This window comes from Vibrio mimicus CAIM 602 (assembly GCF_000338875.1).
GTDB lineage: Bacteria > Pseudomonadota > Gammaproteobacteria > Enterobacterales > Vibrionaceae > Vibrio > Vibrio mimicus.
The window spans coordinates 26,846-53,114 of the sequence record NZ_AOMO01000044.1 but is presented as its reverse complement, the minus strand read 5'-3'; the positions used below and the strand labels follow the sequence as shown (position 1 = coordinate 53,114).

General features: G+C 47.2%; 21 protein-coding genes, 1 pseudogene and 1 riboswitch. Of the genes and pseudogenes, 13 read left to right on the top strand and 9 right to left on the bottom strand.

The window, feature by feature from the left end; all coding sequences use genetic code 11:
- Window positions 1–63: 63 nt before the first annotated feature.
- Entirely contained in the window at window positions 64–270 is a 207-nt protein-coding gene (locus tag D908_RS0119640) for a hypothetical protein (RefSeq protein WP_032467663.1), read from the top strand.
- Between the two features lie 99 nt (window positions 271–369).
- On the opposite strand, the gene D908_RS06120 is transcribed toward D908_RS0119640, so the two are convergent.
- Together D908_RS06120 and D908_RS06125 are read right to left on the bottom strand one after the other, a co-directional pair.
- Entirely contained in the window at window positions 370–1,050 is a 681-nt protein-coding gene (locus D908_RS06120) for an HAD family hydrolase (protein ID WP_005525629.1), read from the bottom strand.
- A 138-nt stretch (window positions 1,051–1,188) separates the two neighbouring features.
- The gene (locus D908_RS06125) at window positions 1,189–1,695 is read right to left on the bottom strand and encodes a hypothetical protein (RefSeq protein ID WP_005525627.1); all 507 of its coding nucleotides are present in this window, start codon (window positions 1,693–1,695) and stop codon (window positions 1,189–1,191) included.
- A 209-nt stretch (window positions 1,696–1,904) separates the two neighbouring features.
- On the opposite strand from D908_RS06125, the gene D908_RS06130 reads away from it, so the two are divergent.
- Window positions 1,905–2,387, top strand: coding sequence for a CreA family protein (locus D908_RS06130; protein WP_005525626.1), 483 nt, complete (start codon window positions 1,905–1,907; stop codon window positions 2,385–2,387).
- A gap of 116 nt (window positions 2,388–2,503) precedes the next feature.
- Window positions 2,504–3,808 (top strand): inosine/guanosine kinase, encoded by a 1,305-nt coding sequence (locus tag D908_RS06135; protein WP_005525623.1) that lies wholly within the window; start codon window positions 2,504–2,506, stop codon window positions 3,806–3,808.
- 97 nt (window positions 3,809–3,905) lie between these two features.
- On the opposite strand, the gene D908_RS06140 is transcribed toward D908_RS06135, so the two are convergent.
- From D908_RS06140 to D908_RS06150, 3 genes are all read right to left on the bottom strand, one after another.
- Complete coding sequence (locus tag D908_RS06140; RefSeq protein WP_005525622.1) at window positions 3,906–5,870, bottom strand: LTA synthase family protein; 1,965 nt, start codon at window positions 5,868–5,870, stop codon at window positions 3,906–3,908.
- Between the two features lie 92 nt (window positions 5,871–5,962).
- Window positions 5,963–6,955, bottom strand: coding sequence for a GlyGly-anchored extracellular serine protease VesA (vesA, locus tag D908_RS06145; protein ID WP_005525620.1), 993 nt, complete (start codon window positions 6,953–6,955; stop codon window positions 5,963–5,965).
- A 143-nt stretch (window positions 6,956–7,098) separates the two neighbouring features.
- A complete protein-coding gene (locus D908_RS06150) occupies window positions 7,099–9,006 on the bottom strand; it encodes a DEAD/DEAH box helicase (RefSeq protein ID WP_005525618.1) in 1,908 nt (635 codons plus the stop codon).
- Window positions 9,007–9,380: 374 nt separating this feature from the next.
- Between D908_RS06150 and rnb the strand changes: the two genes are divergently transcribed.
- Entirely contained in the window at window positions 9,381–11,399 is a 2,019-nt protein-coding gene (gene rnb, locus D908_RS06155) for an exoribonuclease II (RefSeq protein WP_005525616.1), read from the top strand.
- Window positions 11,400–11,476: 77 nt separating this feature from the next.
- Here rnb and D908_RS06160 read toward each other — a convergent pair whose 3' ends face one another.
- Window positions 11,477–11,830, bottom strand: coding sequence for a DUF3024 domain-containing protein (locus D908_RS06160; protein WP_000636803.1), 354 nt, complete (start codon window positions 11,828–11,830; stop codon window positions 11,477–11,479).
- Between the two features lie 206 nt (window positions 11,831–12,036).
- Here D908_RS06160 and D908_RS06165 point away from each other — a divergent pair, with 206 nt between their 5' ends.
- Window positions 12,037–12,873 carry a phosphate ABC transporter substrate-binding protein PstS family protein gene (locus D908_RS06165; RefSeq protein WP_005517852.1) on the top strand — a complete coding sequence of 279 codons (837 nt, stop codon included), beginning with the start codon at window positions 12,037–12,039 and terminating at the stop codon, window positions 12,871–12,873.
- A gap of 86 nt (window positions 12,874–12,959) precedes the next feature.
- Here D908_RS06165 and D908_RS06170 read toward each other — a convergent pair whose 3' ends face one another.
- A complete protein-coding gene (locus D908_RS06170) occupies window positions 12,960–13,631 on the bottom strand; it encodes a MaoC family dehydratase (protein WP_001261548.1) in 672 nt (223 codons plus the stop codon).
- 334 nt (window positions 13,632–13,965) lie between these two features.
- Window positions 13,966–15,516 carry a cryptochrome/photolyase family protein gene (locus D908_RS06175; RefSeq protein WP_005525613.1) on the bottom strand — a complete coding sequence of 517 codons (1,551 nt, stop codon included), beginning with the start codon at window positions 15,514–15,516 and terminating at the stop codon, window positions 13,966–13,968.
- A gap of 264 nt (window positions 15,517–15,780) precedes the next feature.
- Window positions 15,781–15,891: riboswitch (cyclic di-GMP riboswitch) on the top strand.
- A gap of 119 nt (window positions 15,892–16,010) precedes the next feature.
- Between D908_RS06175 and gbpA the strand changes: the two genes are divergently transcribed.
- Complete coding sequence (gene gbpA / locus D908_RS06180; protein ID WP_005525611.1) at window positions 16,011–17,468, top strand: N-acetylglucosamine-binding protein GbpA; 1,458 nt, start codon at window positions 16,011–16,013, stop codon at window positions 17,466–17,468.
- 111 nt (window positions 17,469–17,579) lie between these two features.
- Here gbpA and D908_RS06185 read toward each other — a convergent pair whose 3' ends face one another.
- On the bottom strand, window positions 17,580–17,960 hold the full coding sequence (locus D908_RS06185) for a hypothetical protein (RefSeq protein ID WP_000129236.1): 381 nt from the start codon (window positions 17,958–17,960) through the stop codon (window positions 17,580–17,582).
- 36 nt (window positions 17,961–17,996) lie between these two features.
- Here D908_RS06185 and D908_RS06190 point away from each other — a divergent pair, with 36 nt between their 5' ends.
- The 7 genes and pseudogenes from D908_RS06190 to copI all read left to right on the top strand — a co-directional run bounded on the left by D908_RS06190 (window position 17,997) and on the right by copI (window position 26,232).
- A complete protein-coding gene (locus D908_RS06190; RefSeq protein ID WP_005525608.1) occupies window positions 17,997–18,227 on the top strand; it encodes a hypothetical protein in 231 nt (76 codons plus the stop codon).
- Between the two features lie 169 nt (window positions 18,228–18,396).
- Window positions 18,397–18,744: a hypothetical protein gene (locus tag D908_RS06195; protein WP_005525605.1), complete on the top strand. Its 348-nt coding sequence runs from the start codon at window positions 18,397–18,399 to the stop codon at window positions 18,742–18,744.
- A 193-nt stretch (window positions 18,745–18,937) separates the two neighbouring features.
- Entirely contained in the window at window positions 18,938–19,300 is a 363-nt protein-coding gene (locus D908_RS0119635) for a hypothetical protein (RefSeq protein ID WP_315972152.1), read from the top strand.
- A gap of 92 nt (window positions 19,301–19,392) precedes the next feature.
- Window positions 19,393–20,772 carry a TolC family protein gene (locus tag D908_RS06200; protein WP_005525598.1) on the top strand — a complete coding sequence of 460 codons (1,380 nt, stop codon included), beginning with the start codon at window positions 19,393–19,395 and terminating at the stop codon, window positions 20,770–20,772.
- A 4-nt stretch (window positions 20,773–20,776) separates the two neighbouring features.
- Window positions 20,777–22,486 carry an efflux RND transporter periplasmic adaptor subunit gene (locus D908_RS06205; RefSeq protein ID WP_005525594.1) on the top strand — a complete coding sequence of 570 codons (1,710 nt, stop codon included), beginning with the start codon at window positions 20,777–20,779 and terminating at the stop codon, window positions 22,484–22,486.
- Window positions 22,483–25,607: pseudogene (locus D908_RS06210) on the top strand (efflux RND transporter permease subunit). The gene D908_RS06205 and the pseudogene D908_RS06210 overlap by 4 nt, the downstream one beginning before the upstream one ends.
- A 73-nt stretch (window positions 25,608–25,680) precedes the next feature.
- Window positions 25,681–26,232 carry a copper-resistant cuproprotein CopI gene (copI, locus tag D908_RS06215; RefSeq protein ID WP_032467661.1) on the top strand — a complete coding sequence of 184 codons (552 nt, stop codon included), beginning with the start codon at window positions 25,681–25,683 and terminating at the stop codon, window positions 26,230–26,232.
- Window positions 26,233–26,269: the final 37 nt, after the last annotated feature.

Here is a 26,269-nt window from a genome sequence, read left to right as displayed (position 1 = left end):
AAGCCCAGCGTTACCTAGACGCGAGGCATAATAAAAACTCTTTTTGCTGCTGAGAATAAATGTATGAATAACCCTAATGTAGAAGAAACGATTGAATGCTGCCCGCTTTGCCAACACGACGAATTTTTAATTTCCGCGGATAATGAAAAGTTCTTCTGTGGCCAGTGCGGTTTTCATACCAACTCGCTCACTAGCATTCAGCCAATGCTTGCGGCCAGAGCGAATCTAAATAACCGCTTTGTTCACTTCGGAATAAAAACCCGTCAATAAACCAAACTGATTTCGCAGTTAGGCATAATGCTTTTACCGCGTTTACCATCAATCGGGAAACGCGGTGAGCATATTAATAAGGGGAATTATTTTCAGCGTTTATGCCGAGCGGAGTACTGGGTTATCACTTAAGAATTCAGTCAACTGAAGCAGAGTGTTCAATACGATAACCTGCTCAGAATCACTGAGGTTTTGTGGGTTTAATGGACTCAGTTGAAAGGTCAACACTCCAGCATTCAGTCCCGCTTCAACGCCTTTCGGTGTATCGTCCACATAAATACACTCATCCAAAGTAAAGCCCATATTCATTGCGCAATAGCGAATGAGATCAGGTTCTGGCTTCCAACTGTTGGCATCAAATGCAGAAAAAATCCGCCCTTTGAAATAGTGATCCAACCCGGCCAGTGCCAACGTCGTGGTGATTTTTTCTCGTGGAGCATTTGAAAGCACACAAAATTCAATTTGATTACGTTTCAGATAATGGAGTAAGGCACGAGCGCCCCCCATGGGCGACAACTTACGGCTAAAGGTAGCAGTCACAATCGCTCGGTAACGTTGCTCAAGCAAATCAATATCCGCAGTGATCTGCGCTAATTGACATGCCGAATTGAGGATGTCAGCAATTTTGCCGCCGGAGAAATGTTCTGCCACTTGTTGGTAGGTTAGCGTAACGCCAATTTCACCAAATACTTGAACCAGCGCTTCACAGCACAAACGCTCGCTGTCTACTAAGGTTCCTTCACAGTCAAAAATGACGCATTTCACTCTGGATTCAGTCATTATTCATCCCTCCATCCTATTGGCAGTGTATATCTCACTTCCGCGCTAAAAAGGATGGAGTTAACAGAATGACAGAAATAAATGCATGAGTGTGCATAACTTCAACCAGCATCACTCTTTTCAGGTCAGAATGGCTGACTAGAGTTCGATATAAGGAGTCGCTTCACTCGCCGCTACAGAGTTCCATTTCGCGTAAAGTGCATGAGCAAATTGCTCACGGTCACCGTAAGGCGTATTCGCTTTCACCACTAAATCAGAAAAGAGAACATTTCCTTCATGTTCAGTTACCATGCCTGCCGCCACTGGCTCACCAAGGTGGAAACCAAGAAATAGCTGACACGGTGGTGAGTAGATAATTTGAGTGAAAAACTCGACCAAACGTTCTTGCTGATATTTGTCAGAGCTGCGCGTGGCTTGTAAAAGTGCAAACCATACCGTCAAGCGATGAAAATCAACTAAGTAGATATCTTGCAGCAGTTGCTCATCACTGGCTTGTGGCTGGAAAGATGTAACTTGAGCTTGCTGACTTAAAGATTGATAAATATCGCGCCCTTCTAAACTTTCGGCAGTCGGGAACTCGACATCCACCTGACTACATAACCACTGATTTTTGGCAACAACCACAGGTGAGGGAGAGTAAATCATAGCGGGACTTCTTCTTGGTTGGTTAAGCAACTTCTATTTCATATCCGTTGCAGTAACGGCAGCATACTCATCCAACCCCCGTGCGACAAGCTTTAATCCCTTCCAATCTCGAATTGGCTAGTCGATTTACCTATGTTCTCGGGCTTGAAGCTGCACTGTGGACGGAAAATCAGTATGATGAGGTCACTTAAACTGAACGGAACGTCATTATGCTCAATCCCATTCGCAGTGCCTTGCTTCTTTCTTTCGCTTTTGTACTGAGTGGCTGTGATCGCTCAGAAGTCGGCGATGTCAGCCTCGGCATGTTTACTTTGAAAGATATTAAAATCAACAACCTGAATGATCCGATTGTCACTGGTGTCACCTGTCATGTCGCGAGTATTGAAGCCGATTTAAGTCTGGCAGATCCTTCCGATTCTTCGATTTCTTGCCGCCAAACTGGTGAGATAACGCCAGAGATGATCGCCCAAATTGATAAATCCTCTTCTGGTGAAGTGGTATTTCAAAAATCCAAAAGCATTTTCTTCAAATCGATGAAGATTCGCCGCATTTTTGATGCCAAGAACCAAACCCTGATGTATCTCTCCTACTCTACTAAAGAAACATCAGGCAGCTTCAAACATAGCTTATCAACCATTCCTTTATGGGGAACACAGGCTTACAACGCCTTCCCTGAAACACCGACAAAATAAGCTGAAATTCAGCAGCCTGAGGTGTGTTTCATATCACTTCAGGCTGTAATAAAAATGAAAGTAATCTTTCATAACTGTGATATGATGCGCGAAAATTTTCAATCAACACTTTCAATATGAAGTTTCCCGGCCAGCGCAAATCTAAGCACTATTTTCCAACTCACGCCCGAGATCCACTCGTAAACCAAATTCAGCAAACACCGAAGCTCCACCGCCCAACGATTGTGGGTGTGGGTCAGACCATCGTGGATATTGAAGCTCGTGTCGATGACGACTTCCTTGCCCGCTACGATCTCAGCAAAGGTCATTCGCTGGTACTGGAAGAGAGTAAAGCGGATGCGCTCTACGAAGAATTGGTTGAACGTGGCTTGATCACTCACCAATATCCGGGAGATACCATTGGTAATACATTGCACAACTATTCCGTGTTGGCGGACAGTAAATCAGTTTTGCTGGGTGTAATGTCGAAAAATATCGAAGTCGGCTCATACGCTTATCGCTACCTGTGCCGAACCTCTTCGCGCATGAACCTCAACCATTTGCAAACGGTTGATGGCCCAATTGGTCGTTGTTATACCCTGATTTCTGAAGATGGCGAGCGTACTTTCGCGATCAATGAAGGGCACATGAACAAGCTGCGCCCAGATAGCATTCCGGAAGAAGTGTTTGAAAAAGCTTCAGCTCTGGTTGTTTCATCCTATTTGATGCGTGGTAAACCAGAAGACCCAATGCCACAGGCCGTACAACGTGCTATTGAGATTGCGAAAGCACACGGCATTCCCGTAGTACTCACTCTAGGCACGAAGTATGTGATCGAAGGTAATGCTCAGTGGTGGCAAGACTACATGAAAGAGCACATTACTGCCGTTGCGATGAACGAAGAGGAAGGCGCAGCACTAACGGGTGAACGTGATCCACTGCTTACAGCGGATAAGGCTCTGGAATGGGTTGACTTGGTTCTGTGTACTGCAGGCCCAGTAGGTTTGTACATGGCTGGCTATATTGAAGAATCTGCCAAGCGTGAAACGGAGCTGCCGCTGCTACCAGGCAATATTCCTGAATTTAACAAGTACGAATTCAGCCGAGCCATGCGCAAGCAAGACTGTACTCATCCGCTGAAGGTGTATTCACACATTGGCCCGTATTTAGGCGGCCCACTGGAGATTAAAAACACCAATGGCGCTGGTGATGGCGCACTTTCTGCACTGTTGCATGATATGGCGGCTAACGCGTATCACCAACGTAATGTGCCAAATTCAGCCAAGCATGATCAGCCTTATTTGACTTACTCCTCGCTCTCTCAAGTGTGTAAATACGCTAACCGTGTGAGCTATGAAGTGTTGACTCAGCACTCACCACGTTTATCACGTGCATTACCAGAGCGTGAAGATAGCTTGGAAGAAGCTTACTGGGATCGTTAATCACCATATGGTGAAAACAATGTTCTGTAAGTGACTCTAAAGTAATAAAGAAGGCGACCATTGGTCGCCTTCTTTGTTTTCCAGTTAATGAAATGGCTTATTTTTCCAATTCATAACTTTTTTGTGCGGTGTAATAATTTTCTTTGAATGCCAAACTACCCCACATGGCGTTGGCGTGCGCTCGAGTCACGATCGATTCGTCAAGCTGAAGCGGTGTCATCTTATGTGTCACTGAGTCATATTGATAGGTCGTGATATCTTGTCCTGGTTGCAATACGACGACTTGGTTATCCGGTGTTAACCAACCAAAGTTTTTGTCGCGTTGCATCATCGCGCGTTGTTTTTCAACGGGAACGTCTTTGGTTAAATCAAAGCCGATCATTGGGTTTTCACTGCTAATACCGGCTAAGGAAAGCAGCGTCGGAGCCAAATCCAACTGGCTGAGTAAGCGATCATCTTTACGCGCTTCAATATCACCACCAAAAATAACTGCTGGAATATGGAAATATTCAACCGGGATTGGATTAGTGCCTTGCGTGCGCGCGTCATGGTCTGCGACTACAACAAACACTGTGTTATCCCAATAAGGTGATTTCTTTGCTTTTTCAACAAATTGCCCCAGTGCGTAGTCAGCGTATTTCACCGCATTTTCTACCGTCTGTTTAGGTTCGTTGTATTGAGTAATCACGCCATCTGGGTATTCAAATGGACTATGGTTAGACGAGGTAAACACCAAGCTAAAGAAAGGCTTACCTTCTTTTGCCATTTGAGTGAACTGTTCATCCGCTTTGTTAAATAGATCTTCATCCGATGCTCCCCATGAACCCACAAATTTCGGGTTAGAGAAGGTGGGAAGATCTTGCATGTCCACAAAGCCATTACCGAGGAAGAAACTCTTCATATTGTCAAAATGGCTCTCGCCACCATAAATGAATTGCGTGTGGTACTGCTTAGTTTTCAGCAAACCCGCAATCGAGAAGAAGTTATTCTGGCTTTTACCAAGCTTCACGACAGAGCGAGCTGGCGTTGGAGAAAAACCCGTAGTTACTGCTTCAATACCGCGTACAGAGCGAGTACCCGTGGCGTACATACGAGTGAATGCCCAGCCTTCGTTAATCAGTTTGTCCATGTTTGGAGAAACATCAATCCCACCGAGGCTTTTCACATAACGCGCACCGTGGCTTTCCATCAACAAGATCACGATGTTTTTAGGCGTACCTTGGTAAGCCGCAACATGTTTAGCCATGGACGGTTTAGTGTCACTAACGAAATCTTCTGGAGCCACATTCATAGAAGCTCGAATTTCATCAATCACGAGTTGTTTATCCATCTTAGGATAAAACTCAAACGCATTGGCTTCTGATCCCATTTGCTTCGCAGCGAAAATCACGGAATACGAAGAGTTCAAAACAAGATCATTCATCAAAGGATCGCTAGAGAAAGAAACCATCGCAGGGTTCATTGGACGGTGCCCTAATGAAGAACGGGCACCTAAGATACCGATTGCAACCACAAGCACGGCAATGACTGGACGCCAATACCATTTCGGGTAACGCAAATCGGAAACCAGAGTTTTACTCCATCTCCAGCCGAGTACCACAGTCAGCACACTCACAACTAGGCCAATAAACAGCTCCAGTTTGTAGCCAGACCACAGCATTCCGAAGACTTCTTTTGGATAAATCAGGTATTCCACAAACAAGCGATTAGGACGCAGATCGTACTCGATGATAAAAGGAGGTGTCGCCACTTCCATGTATACAACAAGCCAAAGACCTGCGGTGATCCAAGCACGCAGCACCCAATTCCAAATACGACCCAGCCAATGCTCACCAGAAATTAAGCTAGTCAAAAGTGCAGGTAAAATGAACAAGTAGCAGATTGACGCAAAGTCCACCCGTAAACCACTGGCGAAAATGCGTACCCAACCTTCTGCATTCGCCACGCGGTCAAAATGCCAAATCGCCAACCCTAAACGGGATAACGTAAAAATGGCTAACAAGGCAAGCAAAGCGCAAACGATAGGATAAAGAGGGCCAACGAATAGTTTTAGTTTATTCAAAGTCGTTACCTAGGATTGTTTATAGATTTAGTAAATGAATATCGATAATGTCAGATTAACATTTAAAATCAAACAACCCTTGGCAACAAAACTCAAATATTCAGTTTATTACGCCGAATAACGATCAGAGAGCCCAGCAATAAAGTAACAAGGAAAGAGATTGCCCCACCTGATGAGCTTTGGCTAGCTACTGTTGTAGTGGTTCCCCCGACATTTAATGTACGCACCCCGTTACTCTCTGTAACGTAATATTTCGGCGTCTCTAACCCGTTCATCACCCGCAAGATCCAACTGTAATAGTCAGAAACTTCTGTGAAGACAGAGGTAACAGGTTGAGAAGCATCACCACAAATGGATGGACCAAAACTGGTGATTCCAATTTGAATATAACCTGAGCCATTATCCCAGTAGACAGGACCGCCCGAGTCACCAGAGCATGTTGAGTTACGGTATGAACCAGACTGAGGACCAGTAAAACAGAGATGTCCCGAGCTAAAATTGGCTCCGTAATAAGCTGTACATGTGGAAAATGGAACAAATGTCAGATTCGTTTCGAGTAGTTGTGTTCCCCCCGTGGTATTGGTACTCACATAGCCGTGGCCGACTGCTTTGTAGGAGCCACCCGTGGGGTAGTTATCATTCACCGTACTATTCAATACGCCAACAAAATTGCTCACATTAAGGTCGTTTTCTAGCTTGATAATGGCAATGTCATTCGGCCAATAGGCCGATGAAGAATGGACATAGTTATCGGGATAGTAAAATTCTGCGCCACGAGCGAACTGAATGTTGCCATTCGGGTAATCATTTTCATCTTGCAACTGAGGAATCGCTACGGTGTAGAGCATGGCGTAACTGTCGCCATAGATGCAGTGTGCCGCGGTGAGGATGTAACGTGAGTTAAGAACCGTAGCACCGCAATAAGTTCTAGTGCTGTATTGATAGGGTGAGATATAAATCGCCAAACTGGCAAAAGAGGGATAATTGCTCACGGTCGCGACTGTGCCATTGACGATATAAGGGGTAACCTCAACCGCAGAGACCTTAGTGACTAACAGTAAAAGTATCCATAGCCATTTGCGCATGCTCCACCTCATTGGTTGAATTGGTTGTTCTGCTTATTTATCACCCGCTTAAAGTGTAGCAATGAAATGAAAGTATGCGACGCAGATAACAAAAAACCCGCAGTTTTACCTGCGGGCTTATCAATTCAAGTTAATTCAGTGAATTATGCTTCTTCGCGACGACGGCTATGGCCACGTTCACCACGGTAGCTACCACTGCTCTCACCACTACGGTTGCGCTCAAAACGACGCTCACCTTCACGGAAAGGACGGCCTTCACCACCACGGCCACGACCACCACGGAAACCGCCTTCACGGTTGCCTTCTGGACGACGACCACCGTCACGACGTGGGCCACCTTCACGACGAGCACCACCACGAGATTCGCGGAAATCGTCGAAGTCACACACTACTGCGCCCACTTCTTTTTGGCGGATACGCAGCTTGCGTAGCTTGCTAGAAACGTCGCTCGACATGGCTTTTGGCAGCTGAACAAACGTATGGCCTTGAGCCAGTTTGATTGCACCGATAGAACCTTTAGTCAGACCCAGTTCGTTCGCCAATGCACCCACGATGTCTTTCACTTGAACGCCTTGGTCACGACCAACTTGCAGTTGGTAAGTATCCCAATCGTGGTTCTCTTGATCACGACCACCGAATTCACGGCGAGCAGGACGATCACCATCACGGCGGTCATCACGACGCTCACGACGACGTGATTTTTCACGCTCCATCGCTTCGATCATTGGGTCAGCACCTACGTAGAATAGAGGACGCTTACCTTGCTGACGTTTCAGCAGAATCGCAGCCAGTGTGGTTGAGTCGATTTCCAGTGACGCTTGCAGTTTTTCAACCAGCTCAGCGAAACGCTCCAGTGAGCTGAACTCTTTATCTGCAGCCAGTTCTTGACCCAGCTTAGTCAGACGAGATTCAGCCACTTTATCGCGATGCGGCAGTTGGATCTCTTCCATAGAAGAACGAGTTACACGCTCGATAGTGCGCAGCATGCGAATTTGGTTAGTACGAACCAGCAGGATCGCCTTACCTTTACGTCCAGCACGACCAGTACGGCCGATACGGTGGATGTAAGATTCAACATCGAATGGGATGTCGTAGTTAAATACGTGAGTGATACGTGGAACGTCCAGACCACGTGCTACTACGTCAGTCGCAACCAGAATATCAATCACACCTTGCTTGATATGATCAACGGTGCGCTCACGCAGAGACTGAGGGATATCACCGTGCAGAGCCGCCGCTTTAAAGCCACGCGCACACAGCCAATCCGCTAGACGCTCAGTATCCTGACGAGTACGTACGAATACGATAGAAGCATCAGTTTCTTCGGTTTCAAGCAGACGAGCCATCGCTTCATCTTTCTCAACACCTTTTACCACCCAGTATTGCTGTTCAACTTTAGCCACAGTTTGGTTAGAACCGGCTACGTCAACACACTCTGGGTTACGTAGGAAACGCTCAACGATCTCTTTTACCATTGGAGGCATAGTTGCAGAGAACAGTACGCGTTGTGCTGATTCTGGAGCTTGCTCCATGATCCAAGTAACGTCATCAACGAAGCCCATTTTGAGCATTTCGTCTGCTTCATCAAGGATGAAAGTATGACATTCGTCTAGGTGTAGACGATCACGAGTGATCAGATCTTTTACGCGGCCTGGAGTACCCACAACAATGTGAGCGCCAGATTTCAGAGCGCGCATTTGATCAAGAATTGAAGCACCACCGTAGATTTCAAGAACCTTCAGGCCTTTGATGTTTTGGCCAAGGTTTTTGATCTCAGCCGCTACCTGAATCGCCAGCTCACGCGTTGGCGCCATAACGATAGCTTGTGGCTTGTGTTGAGACAGATTAAGTTTGTTCAGCAGAGGCAGTGAGAATGCCGCTGTTTTACCCGTACCTGTTTGCGCTTTACCCAGTGCATCACGACCTTCGAGCAAAACAGGAATCGCTGCTGCTTGGATAGGTGTAGGTGATACAAAGCCCATTTCGGTTAGGGCAGAAAGGATGGCGCTGTTCAGTGCTAAATCACTGAATTGAATTGCAGTATCTTGCATGGGGATCCCACTAAATGAAGAAATAACCAAGGTCCCACGTGCTTTACCATTTCCAACCAATCCAATGAATTGCTGAGTCCGTTCAGATGCGGATAAGTATTAAAACGCATCAAGCCGCTAGGGACATATAAGGGACGCGGATTATTCCTTAAAAGCATAAAAAAAAGCTAGGAAAAATTGAATTTCATCACAAAAATTTCTTAGCAAAGGAAAAATGATGCCTCATTGACCGAAAAAACCCGTCAAAACACCAAATTTGCTGACAATTTCAGCGAATAAATAAACAGCCAACGATGCTCGAACTCACGTTTTCGGTAGTAATCCAGTCCCTCAATGATTATAGTGTGCCCAACTTAAACGGTTAGATAAAAAAGATGTTCCAAGACAATCCGCTCCTCGCGCAGCTTAAGCAAAAAATCCAAGAAACCTTGCCTAAAAAAGAAGGCACCATCAAAGCCAGTGACAAAGGTTTTGGCTTCCTCGAAGTCGATAGCAAAACCAGTTACTTTGTTCCGCCTCCTTATATGAAGAAGTGTTTACATGGCGACAAAGTCGTGGCTTTCATCCGCACCGAAAATGAACGTGAAGTCGCAGAGCCTTCTGAACTTATCGAACAATCACTGACTCGCTTCATTGGCCGCGTAAAACTGTTTAAAGGCAAACTCAATGTAGCGCCTGATCATCCACAACTTAAAAAGATGGCGTTGAAGGCGAAAACGAAGAAAGGCCTCAACGAAGCTGACTTCCAAGAAGGTGACTGGGTGGTTGCTCATCTCATTCGCCACCCTCTTAAAGGTGACAATGGTTTCTTCGCTGAGATTTCACACAAAATCACCGATGCTAATGACAAGATTGCGCCTTGGTGGGTGACGTTGGCCGAAAATGATCTGCCAAACAGTGAACCTGCTGGCATTGACGACTGGCAACTGAAAGATGATGCAGATTTGGTTCGTGAAGATCTGACTGCGGTACCTTTTGTCACTATCGATGGTGAATCCACCAAAGATATGGATGACGCGCTGTACGCACAAAAACTGCCTAACGGTGATTTTGCGCTGACTATCGCGATTGCCGACCCAACCGCTTACATCACACCAGAAGATGAGATGGACAAAGTCGCTCGTGAGCGTGGCTTTACCATTTATTTGCCGGGTCGCAACATTCCAATGTTGCCGCGTGATCTAGCCGATGAGCTTTGCTCACTGATGGAAAACCAAGTTCGTCCAGCCCTATGCTGCTCGGTGACCATTAGTAAAGATGGCGTGATTGGCGATGATATTCGCTTCTTCTCAGCCAACATAAAGTCACATGCACGTCTGGTTTACGACCATGTTTCTGACTGGTTGGAAACTGGCAGCTCGGAACAATGGCAACCAAGCGAAGAAATCGCCCAAGTGGTGCGTGATCTCTATGCCTTCTCACAAGCACGTGCCAACTGGCGTGAAACCCACGCGGTTGTGTTCCCAGACCGCCCAGACTACCGTTTCGAACTGAGTGAAGATAACGATGTGGTGGCGATTCATGCTGACATGCGCCGCACCGCGAACCGCTTGGTCGAAGAATCGATGATCACTGCAAACATCTGTGCGGGTAAAACGCTGCAAGCGACGTTTGGTTTAGGTGTATTCAATACCCATGCTGGTTTCAAAGCCGAGAAAATGGCCGATGTGGTGGAGTTGATGGCAGCACACGGTGCACCGAATGCCGATGCTGAAACACTGGCAACGGTGGAAGGCTTTGCCGCTCTGCGCCGCTGGCTGGCAACACAAGAAACTAGCTACCTTGATAACCGTATTCGTAAGTACCAGAGCTACAGTGAGATTGGCAACCAGCCTCTCCCCCACTTCGCTATGGGTCTTGATGTGTATGCAACTTGGACTTCACCGATTCGTAAATACGGCGACATGATTAACCACCGTCTGCTGAAAGCACACATTCTGGGCAAAGCCCCTGTGCAAACGCCGGATGAGACTGTTGGTGAAGAACTTGCACTGCATCGTAAGCATCACAAAATTGCCGAACGTAATGTGGCAGATTGGCTCTATGCTCGCACTCTGGCCGATGAGCCAGCGAAAGAAACTCGCTTCCAAGCAGAGATCTTTGACATCAACCGCCCAGGTATGCGTGTTCGCTTACTCGAAAACGGCGCAATGGCCTTTATTCCGGGTGCGCTGATCCTCGATAACAAAGAGCGTATCGAGTGTAATGGCGAAGATGGTACGGTGTCGATTGATAAAGAAGTGGTGTACAAACTCGGTGATGTACTGGAAATCGTTCTTGCAGAAGTGAACCAAGAAAACCGCAGCCTAGTGGGTAAACCAACTCAAGTGTTTGCTGATCTGGCCACGGAAGCACAAGCTAATACTGAAGAGAATAGCGAACCTCAAGCGTAATTCGATAAGCTTAGGCTTTCGCCCTCTTACCAAAAAGGCATTCCTCGGAATGCCTTTTGTTTATCTCGTGTCTCAAACTATACCCAGAAATAAGCTTTAGGGTCTTTCTCCACTTCGCGCATCATGGCGGTTAAATCTTCGCTACGAGCCAAAAATGGATAAGGGATCCAAGGTTCGCTGCTGGCCTGCTTTTCATCGTAGACATAAAGCGCCCACTGCTTTGAAGCCTCTTCCCAGATGATTTTTGCCACCAGACTTTCATAATCACAGTGGGTCGAATCGAGCTTGTAGTGGCACAGAATAAACTGTATTCCGTTTTCGATCGGCTCAAAGCTGGATTTGCCTAACTCAGCAGGCAAACTCTGATTGCGGCTCATACAGAGCAATTCTGCACGCCGTTCAAGCTGTCGCTGTAGAAGGTTGACAATCATTTTTAACCTCACTGGTGACTTAGTCGACTCAGTATCGCTATCTGTGGAAAGCAATTCCATGATCTCAGTGTCATTTGAGTATAAGCAATCACAGCAATCCCTGCTGATTTCACAAATCCAGAACTAAACCTAGAAACGCATTCACATTTTTGTCATACGTTTCAGGCATACTGCACAAGATTTTTTCACAATATGGGAGCTACTTTATGTTTAGGATGGCACTTGCCGCCGTTTGCGCACTATTCTTTTCCATCACAGCGATGACACCTTCTGCGCAAGCAAGTGAAATTACCGTTTCAGGTTCCACCTCAGTGACTAGAATCATGGATGTACTCGCTGAAGAGTATAACAAGATGCACCCAGAGACTTATGTTGCTGTGCAAGGCGTTGGCTCCACCGCAGGGATTGCATTACTGAAAAAGGGGGTTGCCGATATTGCCATGACCTCGCGTTACCTGACGGAAAGTGAATCACAGGACAATTTGAACAGTTTTATGCTGGCATTTGATGGTTTAGCGGTAGTCGTTAACCAAGCCAACCCGCTGACCAATCTAAGCCGTGAACAACTGTATGGTATTTATAAAGGTCAAATTACGAACTGGAAACAGGTCGGCGGCAAAGACCAAAAAATTGCCGTAGTCACCCGCGAAGCGTCATCCGGAACGCGCTACAGTTTTGAAAGCTTGATGGGACTGACCAAAACACTGAACAATAGAGAAGTTTCTGATGTGGCATCAACGGCGTTAGTCGTGAACAGCAACAGCATGATGAAGACGCTGGTTAACCACAACACTCAAGCGATTGGTTTTATCTCGATCGGCTCAGTAGATAAGTCGGTCAAAGCGATTCAGTTTGAGAAAACCGACCCGACGTCCGATAACATTGCCAAGCACAGTTACCAATTGTCGCGCCCTTTTTTGATTCTACATTACACGGATAAGGCCGATGAACAGACTCAACAATTCATTGCCTTTTTACAGTCGGATCGTGCGAAGAAATTGATTGTGGAATACGGCTATATCATGCCAAGTGATGTTGAATAAGCTACGGTTTGATAAGCGCTAAGATCTGTCGCTTCATGCAAAAAAACAAGGAGAGCCAATGCTCTCCTTGTTTTTATCAAAATCGATTAGAAATGCAGTTGAATAACGGAAACGACCACACAACCTGGGCGGCGAACGCCTTCGATCTCAACCTTGATTTCACGTTCAATCTCAAGGCCTTTCTTGATTGGTGTCACCTTTGATAACGTGCTCACAGCACGTACTCGGTTGCCCGATTTCACTGGATAAGGGAAACGTACCGAGTTAAGCCCAATATTCACCACCATTTTTGCGGTAGGGAACAGAGATTTCTCTTCATCAACGCTGTCAGTCAACTTAGGCAGCAGAGCCAGAGTTAAGAAACCGTGGGCGATCGTCGTTTTGAACGGCGACTCTGATTCCGCGCGCTCTGGATTGGTATGAATCCACTGCATATCTTCAGTCACCATACCAAATTGATTGATACGTTCTTGATCGACCAGCAACCAGTCTCCAGTGTGGATCACTTCCCCCACTTGGGTTTGCAGTTGATCATACAAAGCCTGAGCTTCCGGTTTGAGCACAATCGGTTCCGGAATCGGCGTTTCTTCATTGGCAGGCAGGTGCAGATCTTTCACCCACGCAAACAGCGGGCGACGATTGGTTTTGTGCAAAATGTCATCCCAGTACTCGCGCACAGACGGAGACACCCACTGTTTAAATTCAGTGTGCTTAACCAAGTTTTCAGCTCGATGCTTTAGTAGATCAGCGACTCTCATCAAAACCTCATTCTTAACCAAGAAGAAATGGAAACGCCCTAATTTTGAAGTACTTCACAGTAAGCTGCAATGACTTTCGGGCGTACATGCGTAATCCGTAAGTCATAAACACCTATAAAAACAATGCATTATCAATAAAACATTATTTTATTAGCCTTCCACTCATTAGAGCAAACACACCATTTCTTTATGCGATTTTGTCGAAGCGTTAGCTTTACGCTCACCTTGTCATGGGATAAGCCGCCTAAGCACGAGCTTGAAATCCGACGTCTGACTGAAAATACCAAGCAAATATTGCGCCGAGTTGTGATTTATTGGCTTAGCTCGGCCTGTGTTACAAAGTTTCAAGCTGGTTAATGTAAGCTTCGGCGGTTGCTAAAATCGCCTGTTGATCGCTACTTTTCATCTTATCCCATGTTTTATATAGCATCCCAATTCGAGGATTGTTAGCGAGTCGGTCACGATGTTTGAGCATAAAGCGCCAATAGAGCGAATTAAGTGGGCAGGCATGCTCACCTGATTTCTGTTTAACCTGATAAGAACACGAAGTGCAGTAATCACTCATTTTATTGATGTAAGAGCCACTCGCGGCATAAGGTTTAGTAGCAATCAAACCGCCATCCGCAAATAACGCCATGCCACGGGTATTAGGAAGCTCAACCCATTCAATCGCATCGATATAAATCCCTAAGTACCATGCATCGACTTGATCCGGATTGCACTCAGTCAGAAGCGCAAAATTTCCTGTTACCATTAAGCGCTGAATATGGTGTGCATAGCCAAAGTTCAGTGATTGTGTGATCGCTTGTTGTAGACAACGCATGTGAGTTTGCCCATGCCAAAAATAGCCCGGCAACGGGCGCGAAGCTTGTAAATGATTACGTGTTTTGTAGCTGGGCATATTGCTCCAATACATGCCGCGCACATACTCCCGCCAGCCCAAAATTTGCCGCACAAAACCTTCTATTTGAGCTAAAGAGATCCCCCCTTGAGCAACACGATAAGTTTCAATTGCCGTTTCAATGACTTCGCGTGAGGAAAGCAGCTTACAATTCAGCGCAAATGAAAGCCGACTGTGATAGAGGCTCCAGCTGTGCGGGTGCTCCGCCGTCATCGCATCTTGAAAGCGGCCAAAGTTGGGTAAGCAGAGCTGGCAAAAATGCGCCAGTAAGGAGAGCGCTTGCGCACGATTAATCGGCCATAGCAAAGAATCCCTCACCCGACCCATTGATTCGATCCCATGCCGATCTAAACGTGCTTTCATCGACGAGATTGGGTTATCAAACCGCAGCGGGGCTGGCAAGTTAAGCAGATCCTGCGCTTTTAATTTATTGCGGTTATCCGCATCAAAATTCCATTGTCCACCCTCTGGTTTACCATCCGGTTCCATCAAATAACTGAAACGTTTACGCATCCTCCGATAAAAGTGTTCCATCAAAACCGCTTTTCCGGCAGGAAACTGCTCGGTGATTTCAGAAAATGGCAACAGAAAGTGCTCGGTATCCACACAACCAATGATCGCTTCAGGCAAACGTAAATTCGCTAACTGTTCGAGTAAGCGATATTCGTCTGGTCTTTGGTACTGAAAGGATCTGGCTTGAACTTGGGAACATACCTGACTGATCAAATGCGGCAAATCGGCAAACTCTGCTGTGGCATCCAGATCCAGATGCATGACGTGATGCCCCTCTGCCGATAGATAGTCGACAAATGCTTTCATGGCAGCAAAAAACGCGCACTGCTTTTGGATATGGTGACGCACATACGCCTGCTCCTGATGCAACTCCGCGATCAGATACAACACATCGTCTCTGGGTTCGGTAAACCAAGAGTGAGCATGATTGAGTTGATCCCCCAATATCAATCGAACAACCGGATAGTGCATGGTGCTCCTTTATGGCAAACAGTAGAGTCGGAAACTCATTTGGATAGAGACACTTGAGTATACGTTCTGCCATGCGCTCAGATCAGTAAAGGAGTAAAAACGCATTCCCAAGAGCTCGATGCATAACAGAACGAATTCAATAAACATCTGATATTTCATGTAGATATTAGTTATTTAGCTCTAAAAATTAAGGATGAGAGCTTCATTCCACAAAATCTGTCACCACTTCGCTTTCCCACCCCAAATTGATTAAATTTGCCTTCGATCACATTTCGGCAAACCACTTGAAAAAGTGGGACGCAAAGCTTCCGGTCTGTGGGTTAAAGAGGTTCCCGACGAACACGACTTCAAACCTATGATAGCGGGGTTGCCATAACAGCAATCTGTTGTGTCTTTATGCGTTGCTGAATGTGGTGCCGTTCAGAACACTTCTGAGCGATGCCTGACAAGAATTTGTCAGCACCCAACAGTCAGCCAACAAAAAAGAGTCAGTGATGAACAAGCAACCTAAAATGACCGCTATCGCGTTAATCCTATCGGCGATCAGTGGAGTCGCCTATGGACACGGTTATATCTCAGCAGTGGAAAACGGCATTGCAGAAGGACGTGCCGCTTTATGTAAATTTGCCGCCAATGGTACTGCTGAGAAAAACACTAACTGTGGTGGTGTTCAGTACGAACCGCAAAGTGTAGAAGGGCCTGACGGCTTCCCTGTAACAGGTCCTCGTGATGGCAAGATTGCCAGTGCTGAAACGGCGCTGGCCGCAGCACTGGATGAACAAACTGCCGACCGCTGGGTAAAACGCCCAATTCAAGCTGGCCCACAAACCTTTGAGTGGACCTTTACCGCCAACCACGTCACTAAAGACTGGAAATACTACATCACCAAGCCAAACTGGAACCCAAACCAGCCACTGTCGCGCGATGCCTTTGATCTCAATCCATTCTGTGTGGTGGAAGGCAATATGGTGCAGCCGCCAAAACGTGTTAACCACGAATGTGTTGTGCCTGAGCGTGAAGGTTATCAAGTAATCCTTGCGGTATGGGATGTGGGTGATACCGCGGCTTCTTTCTATAACGTGATTGACGTGAAATTTGACGGTAACGGCCCAGTATTACCCGATTGGAACCAAGCCGGACAAATCATTCCAAGCATGGACCTTAGCATTGGCGATACGGTATACACACGTGTGTTTGATGCAACAGGTGAAAACCCTGCTTATCGCACTGAGCTGAAAATCGACTCTGAGACGCTAACCCAAGCTAATCAATGGTCTTACGCTCTGGCGACTAAGATTAACCAGACGCAAAAACAGCAACGCGCTGGTCAACTCAATGGAGATCAGTTTGTTCCGGTTTACGGCACTAACCCGATTTACCTAAAAGAAGGCAGCGGCTTGAAGCGTGTTGAAATTGGCTACCAAATTGAAGCGCCACAGCCTGAGTATTCACTGACAGTTTCTGGTCTAGCGAAAGAGTATGAAATTGACGAGCAGCCTGTTCAGCTTGATCTGACTTTAGAAGCACAAGGTGAAATGACAGCCGAACTGACGGTTTATAACCACCACCAAAAACCGCTAGCGAGCCGGACTCAAGCGATGACGGATGGCGAGCTGAAATCAGTAACCTTAGAACTGAGCGAAGCCAAAGCGGGGCATCATATGTTGGTTTCTCGCATCAAGGATCGCGATGGCAATCTGCAAGATCAGCAAACGCTAGACTTCATGTTGGTTGAGCCACAAACCCCACCAACACCGGGGGATTATGATTTTGTCTTCCCTAATGGTTTGAAAGAGTATGTGGCAGGTACCAAAGTTCTGGGTTCTGACGGTGCAATCTACCAATGTAAGCCGTGGCCATATTCTGGCTACTGCCAACAATGGTCAACCAACGCGACCCAGTACCAACCGGGTACAGGCAGCCATTGGGATATGGCGTGGGATAAACTATAAATCCCCTATCTAAAACACAAAATCCCTCAGCCAACGCTGAGGGATTTTTTATTTCGGTTAGAGAGAGCCTCATCACCGATAGAACAAAAAGTAACAGGATTAAACCTTGTTTTACTCTTCATCCATCTCGCAATCAGTACAACTTTGCAGGGCGATTTCGTGTTCAAACACGATCGTATCACTACCTTCTGCCAGTAATTCCGCGATTTCATCCGCGACTTCTTGCTCATCTTCCGCTTCAACTTGGTTCGCCAGTTCTTCTTCTGAGTAACCGTAGAAGTTCAGCAATAAGTAATCACGCGCTTCCTCTTTCGTACACGTCACGTTCACTGAAAGATCTGGCTCAACGTTGTCTTGCGCGATAATTGCCGCCACTTGTGCCAAAACATCCTCTTTCATTGCAGCCGTTAACCAGCCCAGATCCGTGCTTACTGTGGTTTTTTTACAGTCAAAACAAGGAAGTTGATGAAAGTAATATTGAAAATCAGTCATAAGTCATTTCTTCTTTGAGTGTTGAATAGCAGGATTATGCGCGATTTCTCGCAAAATACTATCTCAATAGAGATGGAAAGCGAGATTGCTGAGCTTGAGCTGAAAACCATTAACACAATGATGCACAAAAACTGGCAAACTTTCGAAACGCAAGAAACAAGATATGACCTCGCTAGCACGGAAGTCACCAGTGCAAATCACGTCGATATGCAGATTTTGGCCAGCTTCTCTTCTGCGAGAGGGATAAGATCTGAGGTTGTTATTTGAGCAATACATATGCTTTTAATCTCTTATTTCATTCTTTTCTAATCAAAAAGGTAACTTGATTACCAATATAAACTTATCGTTTTGCGATAATTTCTTATTGATTTACGAATCATGGTTATTTAGTATTGCATCAACAAATTCAATAACGACGATGAATAAAGGCATAGTAATGAAAAAACACATCTTCCTATCGATTGTATTACTTGTAATTGCAACGCCTAGTTTGGCAAAAGGCATATTTCTGGAGGATCTTATTAATACTGAGTACAACATTACTGAAGATAACTCATGGAAAAATTCTCCTTATGCAATCGATGAAACACCGCAGTTAAATGCCTTTACTGGTGATAGATGCTCAGCAGAGACTAAGAAACATCTCAATACCTACCCAGATTCGAGTAGCAACCGCAATGTGGAATGCTATGTCACCCATTTTCCAAATAGTGATGTCAAAACTCACATTCAATCGAATGATAATGGTGATGTAAGTGTGGGTTTCTCTTGGGATTTTAATTGAGAAACGGTAAGCAAAGGCTGTCATGACGTTTGCAATTAACCAAAACCGCTTTTAGCCTCTAACTTTCCCAAATCAGCGCTTGACCTTCCCCTAGGGTAAAGCTTTAAAGTACGGCTAAGTTTTTCATTCAAGGCACAAAATGCGCTTATCTCCCATTCGCATATTCTGGATCTCCATCATCAGCATGTTTGCCATGCTGAGCTCCAGTTTTGCTTCAAGCGCGCCTTTAATGACTTGGCAAATGATCAGTGCCTCCACTCACCAATCCGAACCTGAAGCTGAAGCACCTTCCGGTTGCGTGATGATGGATAGCAGCCAAATGTCTCACACCATGCCGATGGGCAACTCCTCGATGCAGGAGAACTCAAGCCATTGCATGAGTGATGCTCCCTCGATCCATAACTGTTGTACCGCTGCATGCGTGAGTGTGTTCGCGTTTTTACCACAAACCTCCTATAGCCTACCTGCACAATACCAACTAGCTTTGATTCCCTATGAATCCGCAAAATCCGTAGTGCAAAGGCAGCAATCCCTCTATCGACCTCCAATAGCCTAATTCAATCACAAATTCGTCGTGTCACTGTGCTCCTGTGAGCCGTGATGTGTGTTTTCACGTCTTTTTTTGACGTGCAGATTGGATTAGAAAAAATGAAACCGAGCCTATTGGCGCTGTGTATCAGCGTTTCCGCTCTGGTCGTAACGCCTGTGATGGCGCAGTCTTCTGCGACTTCTTCAGGTCAGTTGCTGTCCCAAAGCGATCCTTTGACTCTGCTTATTGAACAAGCGCTCGCCAACGATGCAAGCCGTAAGCAGTTTTATGCCCAATCCCAAGCCATGCGAGAAACCGGCGTTGCCGCGACTACGCTCATGGACCCCAAACTCAAAGTCGGTTTTGGTGGTTTACCGGTCGATAGCTTCAAATTTGATGAAGATGCGATGACCAATATTTCCGTTGGTTTAATGCAACAATTTGAGCGCGGCGATACCTTAGATTTGCAAGGCAAAAAAGCCTCACAGCAAGCCGATGGCATGGCTTTGCAAGTCGAAAATCGGGAGCGAGAAGTCGCCAACGGTATCACTCAACTCTGGTTGGAGCTAGGTTATCAGCAGCAAGCGGAACGTGTGCTGCGTGAAAATCAGCGCTTAATGCGCGAGCTGGAAAGCTTCATCAGCACCAACTACTCCATCGGTAAAAATGAAGCGCAAGATCTGCTGAATGCTCAACTGCAAGTCAGCCAGTTAGAAGAAAAACTGCAAGCCAATCAGCAAATGCAGCGTCGGCTTCTCTCGCAAATGTCCGAATGGTTGGGCAGTGAATGGCTCGCCAATCAAGTTCAGTTGAAAACCAGTAATCAACTGGATTGGCAAAAGCTGGATGATTTGCTCGAAACCACGTCATCAGGCAAGTATTTCCCACTCTTGGCGCAGCACCCTATGGTGCGTATGGCTGATGCCAATATTGCGGTGAACCAAACTCAAGTGGAATTGGCCGAGCAATCGTACACACCACAATTTGGGGTGGAAGTGATGTACGCCTATCGCCAAGCCAACAACATGAAAGGAGAACCCGCTTCCGATCTGGTGAGCGCCTATTTAACGATGGACATCCCGTTATTTACGGGTAATCGCCAAGATCGCAGCCATGCCGCCGCGCAATACCAAGTGGGTGCCGCCAAATCGCAAAAAGATCTGCTTCTTGCGCAAATGAATGCCAAGGTCAATGCCCTATTGGTTGACCGTACCAATCTTGAGCAACGCCTCGAACGTTACAAAACCACTTTGCTTGATCAAGCCAAAGCACGCACCAAAGCAGTGGAACGTGGCTATCAAAACAATACTTCGCAGTTCAACGATGTGATTACCGCCACTCGGGATGAACTGGCTGTCGAATTGGAATGGCAGCGTCTTATCACTGACTACAACCAAGTCAGCAGTAATTTAGCCATGTTGCTTGGCGGGTTTGATTACTCCGTCACCCAACCTGAACTGAATGCTGAATCTAGTCGTCGCTCATCTGCCAAGGAATAACCTCATGAAAACATTAAAAACCACAACCATTGCTTTACTGATTGGCGGCGCACTGGGCTTTGCGGCTAACCAATACTTCAATAGCCACGATATGAGCGCGATGGCTTCCACTGCCGATAGCAAAGGGGCGAATGAGCCACTTTATTGGGTTGCACCGATGGATCCGAATTACAAACGTGACAAACCGGGCAAATCACCGATGGGGATGGATTTGATCCCAGTTTATGCCGAGGATTTGGCAAGCAGTAATGACAAACCGGGCACAGTAAAAATCGATCCGGCGGTCGAAAATAATCTGGGCGTGAAAACGGTGCAGGTCGAACTCAGCAAATTGTCACCTCGTATTGAAACCGTCGGTTATATCGCGTTTGACGAAAGCCAACTTTGGCAAACCAACGTGCGCGTTTCCGGTTGGGTAGAAAAGCTCTACATCAACGCCGTAGGTGAGCAAGTGAAAAAAGGCGATGTGCTATTTACCCTCTACTCTCCAGAGTTGGTAAAAGCACAAGAAGAGTTGTTGAACGCGGTGCGAACCGGTCGTGAGGGCCTGGTCAAAGGGGCAACCGAAAGGCTCAGCTCACTTGGCGTAGATCGTGAGCAGATCAATCAAGTGATTCGTCGTGGCAAAGCTTCCCAAACCATCGAAGTGAAAGCGTTAGCCAATGGCGTGATTGCCAGCCTGAATATTCGTGAAGGGGGATATTTATCTCCAGCGCAAGCCGTGATCAGCGCTGGCCCACTCAACGAAGTGTGGGTGGATGCCGAAGTGTTTGAGCGTCAGGCTCACTGGCTAAACAAAGGTAGCCAAGCTAGCATGACTTTGGATGCCCTACCCGGCCAAGAGTGGCAAGGTAAAGTGGATTACGTTTATCCCATCCTTGACCCTAAAACGCGCACACTCAGAATGCGCCTGAAATTTGCTAACCCGAATGGCGAACTCAAGCCCAATATGTTTGCCAATATCACCTTGCAGCCGGTGAGTGATTCCAAAGTGCTTACCGTGCCGAAATCGGCCGTGATCCGATCCGGTGGGATGACTCGTGTGGTACTGGCAGAAGGCGAAGGCAAATACCGCTCAGCGCGTATTGAAATTGGCCGCGAAGCAGATGACAAAGTCGAAGTGCTGCAAGGCTTAACGCAAACCGATCGCATCGTCACCTCCGCGCATTTCATGCTCGATTCAGAATCAAGCCAAACGGCCGATCTTTCGCGCATCAATGGTGTTGAAGCCCCGGCAGAAACCGCATGGGCCAAAGGTGAAATTACCGATGTGATGGCCAATCACGGCATGTTAACCATCAACCACCAGCCGGTATCTCAATGGAATTGGCCCGCCATGACCATGAACTTCAATGTCGCTAAAAGCATTGATCTGAGCGGACTGAAAAAAGGTCAGCCAATTGAGTTTGAAATGCAGAAAAACGACTCCGGCCAATATGAGATCATCGATGTCAAAGCCGGCAACTCGCAAGTCGCGGGGGAAATGTGGATCAACGGCGATGTGTCCACCTTAATGGCCGAATTCGGCATGGTGACGTTATCGCACCTTCCGGTTGCCGAATGGAGCTGGGATGCAGGTCAAATCAACTTTTCCGTGGGCGATAACATCAACCTTTCCGGCTTTGAAGAGGGCCAGAAAGTCCGATTTCTAGTGGCTAGAAATGGCTCGGAATACTCACTGAAACAACTGGAAGCCATCGGAGGTCAACAATGATCTCAGCCATTATTCGTTGGTCTCTCAACAACCGATTTCTCGTGCTCATCGCTACCCTTTTTCTCACCTTGGGTGGTCTTTATAGTGTGAAAATGACGCCGGTGGATGCATTGCCGGATCTATCGGATGTGCAAGTCATCATCAAAACCAGTTATCCCGGACAAGCGCCGCAAGTGGTGGAAGATCAAGTCACCTACCGCTGACAACCGCCATGTTAGCGGTGCCGGGGGCAGAAACCGTACGTGGCTACTCGTTCTTTGGTGACTCTTACGTTTACATCATTTTCAATGATAAAACTGACATGTACTGGGCACGTTCGCGCGTGTTGGAGTATTTAAGCCAAGTCGCCCCGAAACTGCCTGCCAATGCCAAACCGACACTGGGCCCAGATGCCACCGGGGTGGGCTGGATTTACAGCTATGTGTTGCAAGATAAAACCGGTAAGCATGATTTAGCCCAACTCAGAAGCCTGCAAGATTGGTTCTTGAAATACGAACTGCAAACGGTGGAAGGGGTATCGGAAATCGCGACCGTTGGCGGCATGGTCAAGCAGTATCAAGTGCAGATCGATCCGGCAAAACTGCGCGCGTATAACCTGACTTTGCAGCAAGTCAACATGGCGATCCAAAACGGTAACCAAGAAACCGGCGCATCAGTTATTGAGGTCGCCGAAGCGGAGCACATGGTGCGCACCACGGGTTACTTAACCAGCATTGAAGATATTCAATCACTGCCACTTAAAGTGACCGATAAAGGCACACCACTGCTGCTTGGCGATATTGCCGACATCAACATCGGCCCACAAATGCGCCGTGGCATTTCCGAGTTTAACGGCGAAGGCGAAGCGGTAGGCGGCGTCATCGTGATGCGTTTTGGTGAAAACGCCAGTCAGGTGATCGACAACGTCAAAGCCAAGTTGGCAGAACTGCAACGCAGCTTGCCGGAAGGGGTAGAAATCGTCTCCACCTATGATCGCTCAACGTTAATCAATGCTGCGGTTGAGAACCTTTGGAAGAAGCTGGCGGAAGAGTTCATCGTCGTAGCGATTGTCTGCGCGCTGTTCCTGTTCCACATCCGTTCTTCCTTGGTGATCGCGCTGAGTCTGCCTGTCGGTATTCTTTCCGCCTTTATCGTCATGCATTGGCAAGGCATCAACGCCAACATCATGTCACTGGGGGGGATCGCGATTGCGATTGGTGCGATGGTGGATGGCGCGATCGTCATGATCGAAAACGTTCACAAGCATATTGAGCGCACGCCACTCACGGATAAAAACCGCTGGCAAGTGATTGGCAAAGCGGCAGAAGAAGTCGGTGCGCCACTGTTTTTTTCCTTGCTGATCATCACCCTAAGCTTTGTGCCTGTGTTTGCTCTGGAAGGCCAAGAAGGGAAAATGTTCTCTCCCCTCGCCTTTACCAAAACCTATGCGATGGCGGCGGCAGCAGGTCTAGCCATTACTTTAGTGCCGGTACTGATGGGGTATTTCATCCGCGGGAAAGTACTTTCTGAGCATAAAAACCCAGTCAACCGTGGTTTAGTTGCTCTGTATCGCCCGCTATTAAACCTCAGCCTGAAATACCCAAAATCCATGATTGTGTTGGCCTTGGGTTTGATGGCCTCAGCTTACTACCCCACCAGCCAACTCGGCAGTGAGTTTATTCCACCATTGGATGAAGGCGATTTGATGTACATGCCCACCACATACCCGGGCATTTCGGTTGGTAAAGCGCGTGAGTTGCTGCAACAAACCAATAAGCTGATCAAAACCGTGCCGGAAGTACAAACGGTATGGGGAAAAATTGGCCGTGCGGATTCCGCCACCGACCCTGCGCCACTCACCATGATTGAAACTGTGATTCAGTTAAAGCCTCGTGATCAATGGCGTGAAGGTGTCACCACCGAATCGCTGCGTAAGGAGTTTGATAATCTGGTGCAGTTCCCCGGCTTAACCAACGCTTGGGTCATGCCGATTAAAACACGTATCGACATGCTTGCGACTGGCATTAAGACGCCCATCGGGATCAAAATCTCAGGCCCAGAGCTGAAGGAGATTGAAAAAATTGGCGCGCAACTTGAACCGATCCTGAAAGGTGTTCAAGGCACCGCATCGGTTTACGCTGAGCGAGTGGCGGGTGGACGCTACGTGACCATCGATATCAAACGCCGCGCCGCCGCACGTTATGGCTTGAGCATTAAAGATGTGCAGCAAGTCATCTCCACTGCTGTCGGTGGTATGAATGTGGGTGAAACCATTGAAGGACTGGAGCGTTACCCAATCAACGTTCGCTACCCGCAAGATTACCGCGACTCAGTGGTGAAACTGCAAAACTTACCGCTCGTCACTCCGAACGGTGCGCGTATTGCGCTAGCCGATGTTGCCGACATTCGCTATGAAGATGGCCCACCGATGATCAAAACCGAAAACGCACGCCCGAATGGCTGGGTGTTTGTGGATATTGATGGTCGCGATCTGGGGACTTACGTACAAGAAGCACAAAAAACCGTAGCCGAGCAACTGGTTCTGCCTGCCGGTTATGCGCTGACTTGGTCTGGTCAATACGAATACATGGAACGCGCCAAAGAGCGTTTAAGTGTCGTGGTACCAATCACGCTCGCCATCATCATGCTGCTGCTGTATTTCAGCTTCCGACGCGTGGGTGAAGTGCTGATCATCATGGCGACACTTCCCCTCGCCATGGTGGGTGGCCTGTGGTTAATGCATTACCTAAACTATAACTTATCGATTGCAGTTGGCGTTGGCTTCATTGCCCTTGCTGGGGTTGCCGTTGAAATTGGAGTGATCATGTTGGTTTACCTCAACCAAGCATGGCACTGCAAAAAGTTGGATGCCGAAGAGAATCATCAGCCACTGAGCATGAAAGATCTCACTGAGGCTATTCGTGAAGGGGCCGGTTTACGCGTACGCCCAGTCATGATGACGGTTCTGACGGTGATCATTGGCCTTATCCCCATTATGTATGGCGAAGGTACAGGATCGGAGGTGATGCAACGCATCGCAGCCCCAATGATTGGCGGCATGGCATCCGCACTCTTGCTGACTCTGCTCGTGCTGCCCGCCATTTTCAAACTCTGGAAAAGCAAAGAGCTTCCAAAACACTAAGATCGCGGGGCAAACCGCCCCGCTCAATAACCTAAAAATCAAACAAAACGAAACCCAAAAAAGGAACATAACAATGATGAAGAAAACACTGATTGCGATGGCACTGACTTTCACCGCAACCACCACTTTTGCTAACACCATGGATCACTCCAAGATGGATCATGGCAACATGGGCAAATCCGAAATGAGTGGAAAAATGGACCACAGCATGATGAACATGGATCATTCCCAAATGATGGGTATGGAAGGCATATCTGATGTGGGGATGCCAGCACCGGGCGCGAAAGCAAACAAAGTGGTGCACGTAATTTTGAGTGATGACATGAAGATCACGTTCAAGAAAGACGTGACCATTGAACCTAACGATGTGGTTCAGTTTGTGGTGATGAACACGGGCAAAATCGATCATGAATTTTCGATTGGTTCAGCCGCGGAGCAACTGAAACACCGTGAAATGATGCGTCAAATGGGTAACCATGAACACGACAGCGGCAGCACTGTCACCGTAAAACCGGGCAAAGCCAAAGAGCTGTTATGGCATTTCCAAGGTGACAACAAAGTGGAGTTTGCTTGTAACATCCCGGGGCATGCTGAAGCGGGTATGGTGAAAAGTGTAGAGCTGTAATTTCACTCTTCTCTTCATTCAACCCCCGGCACTCAGT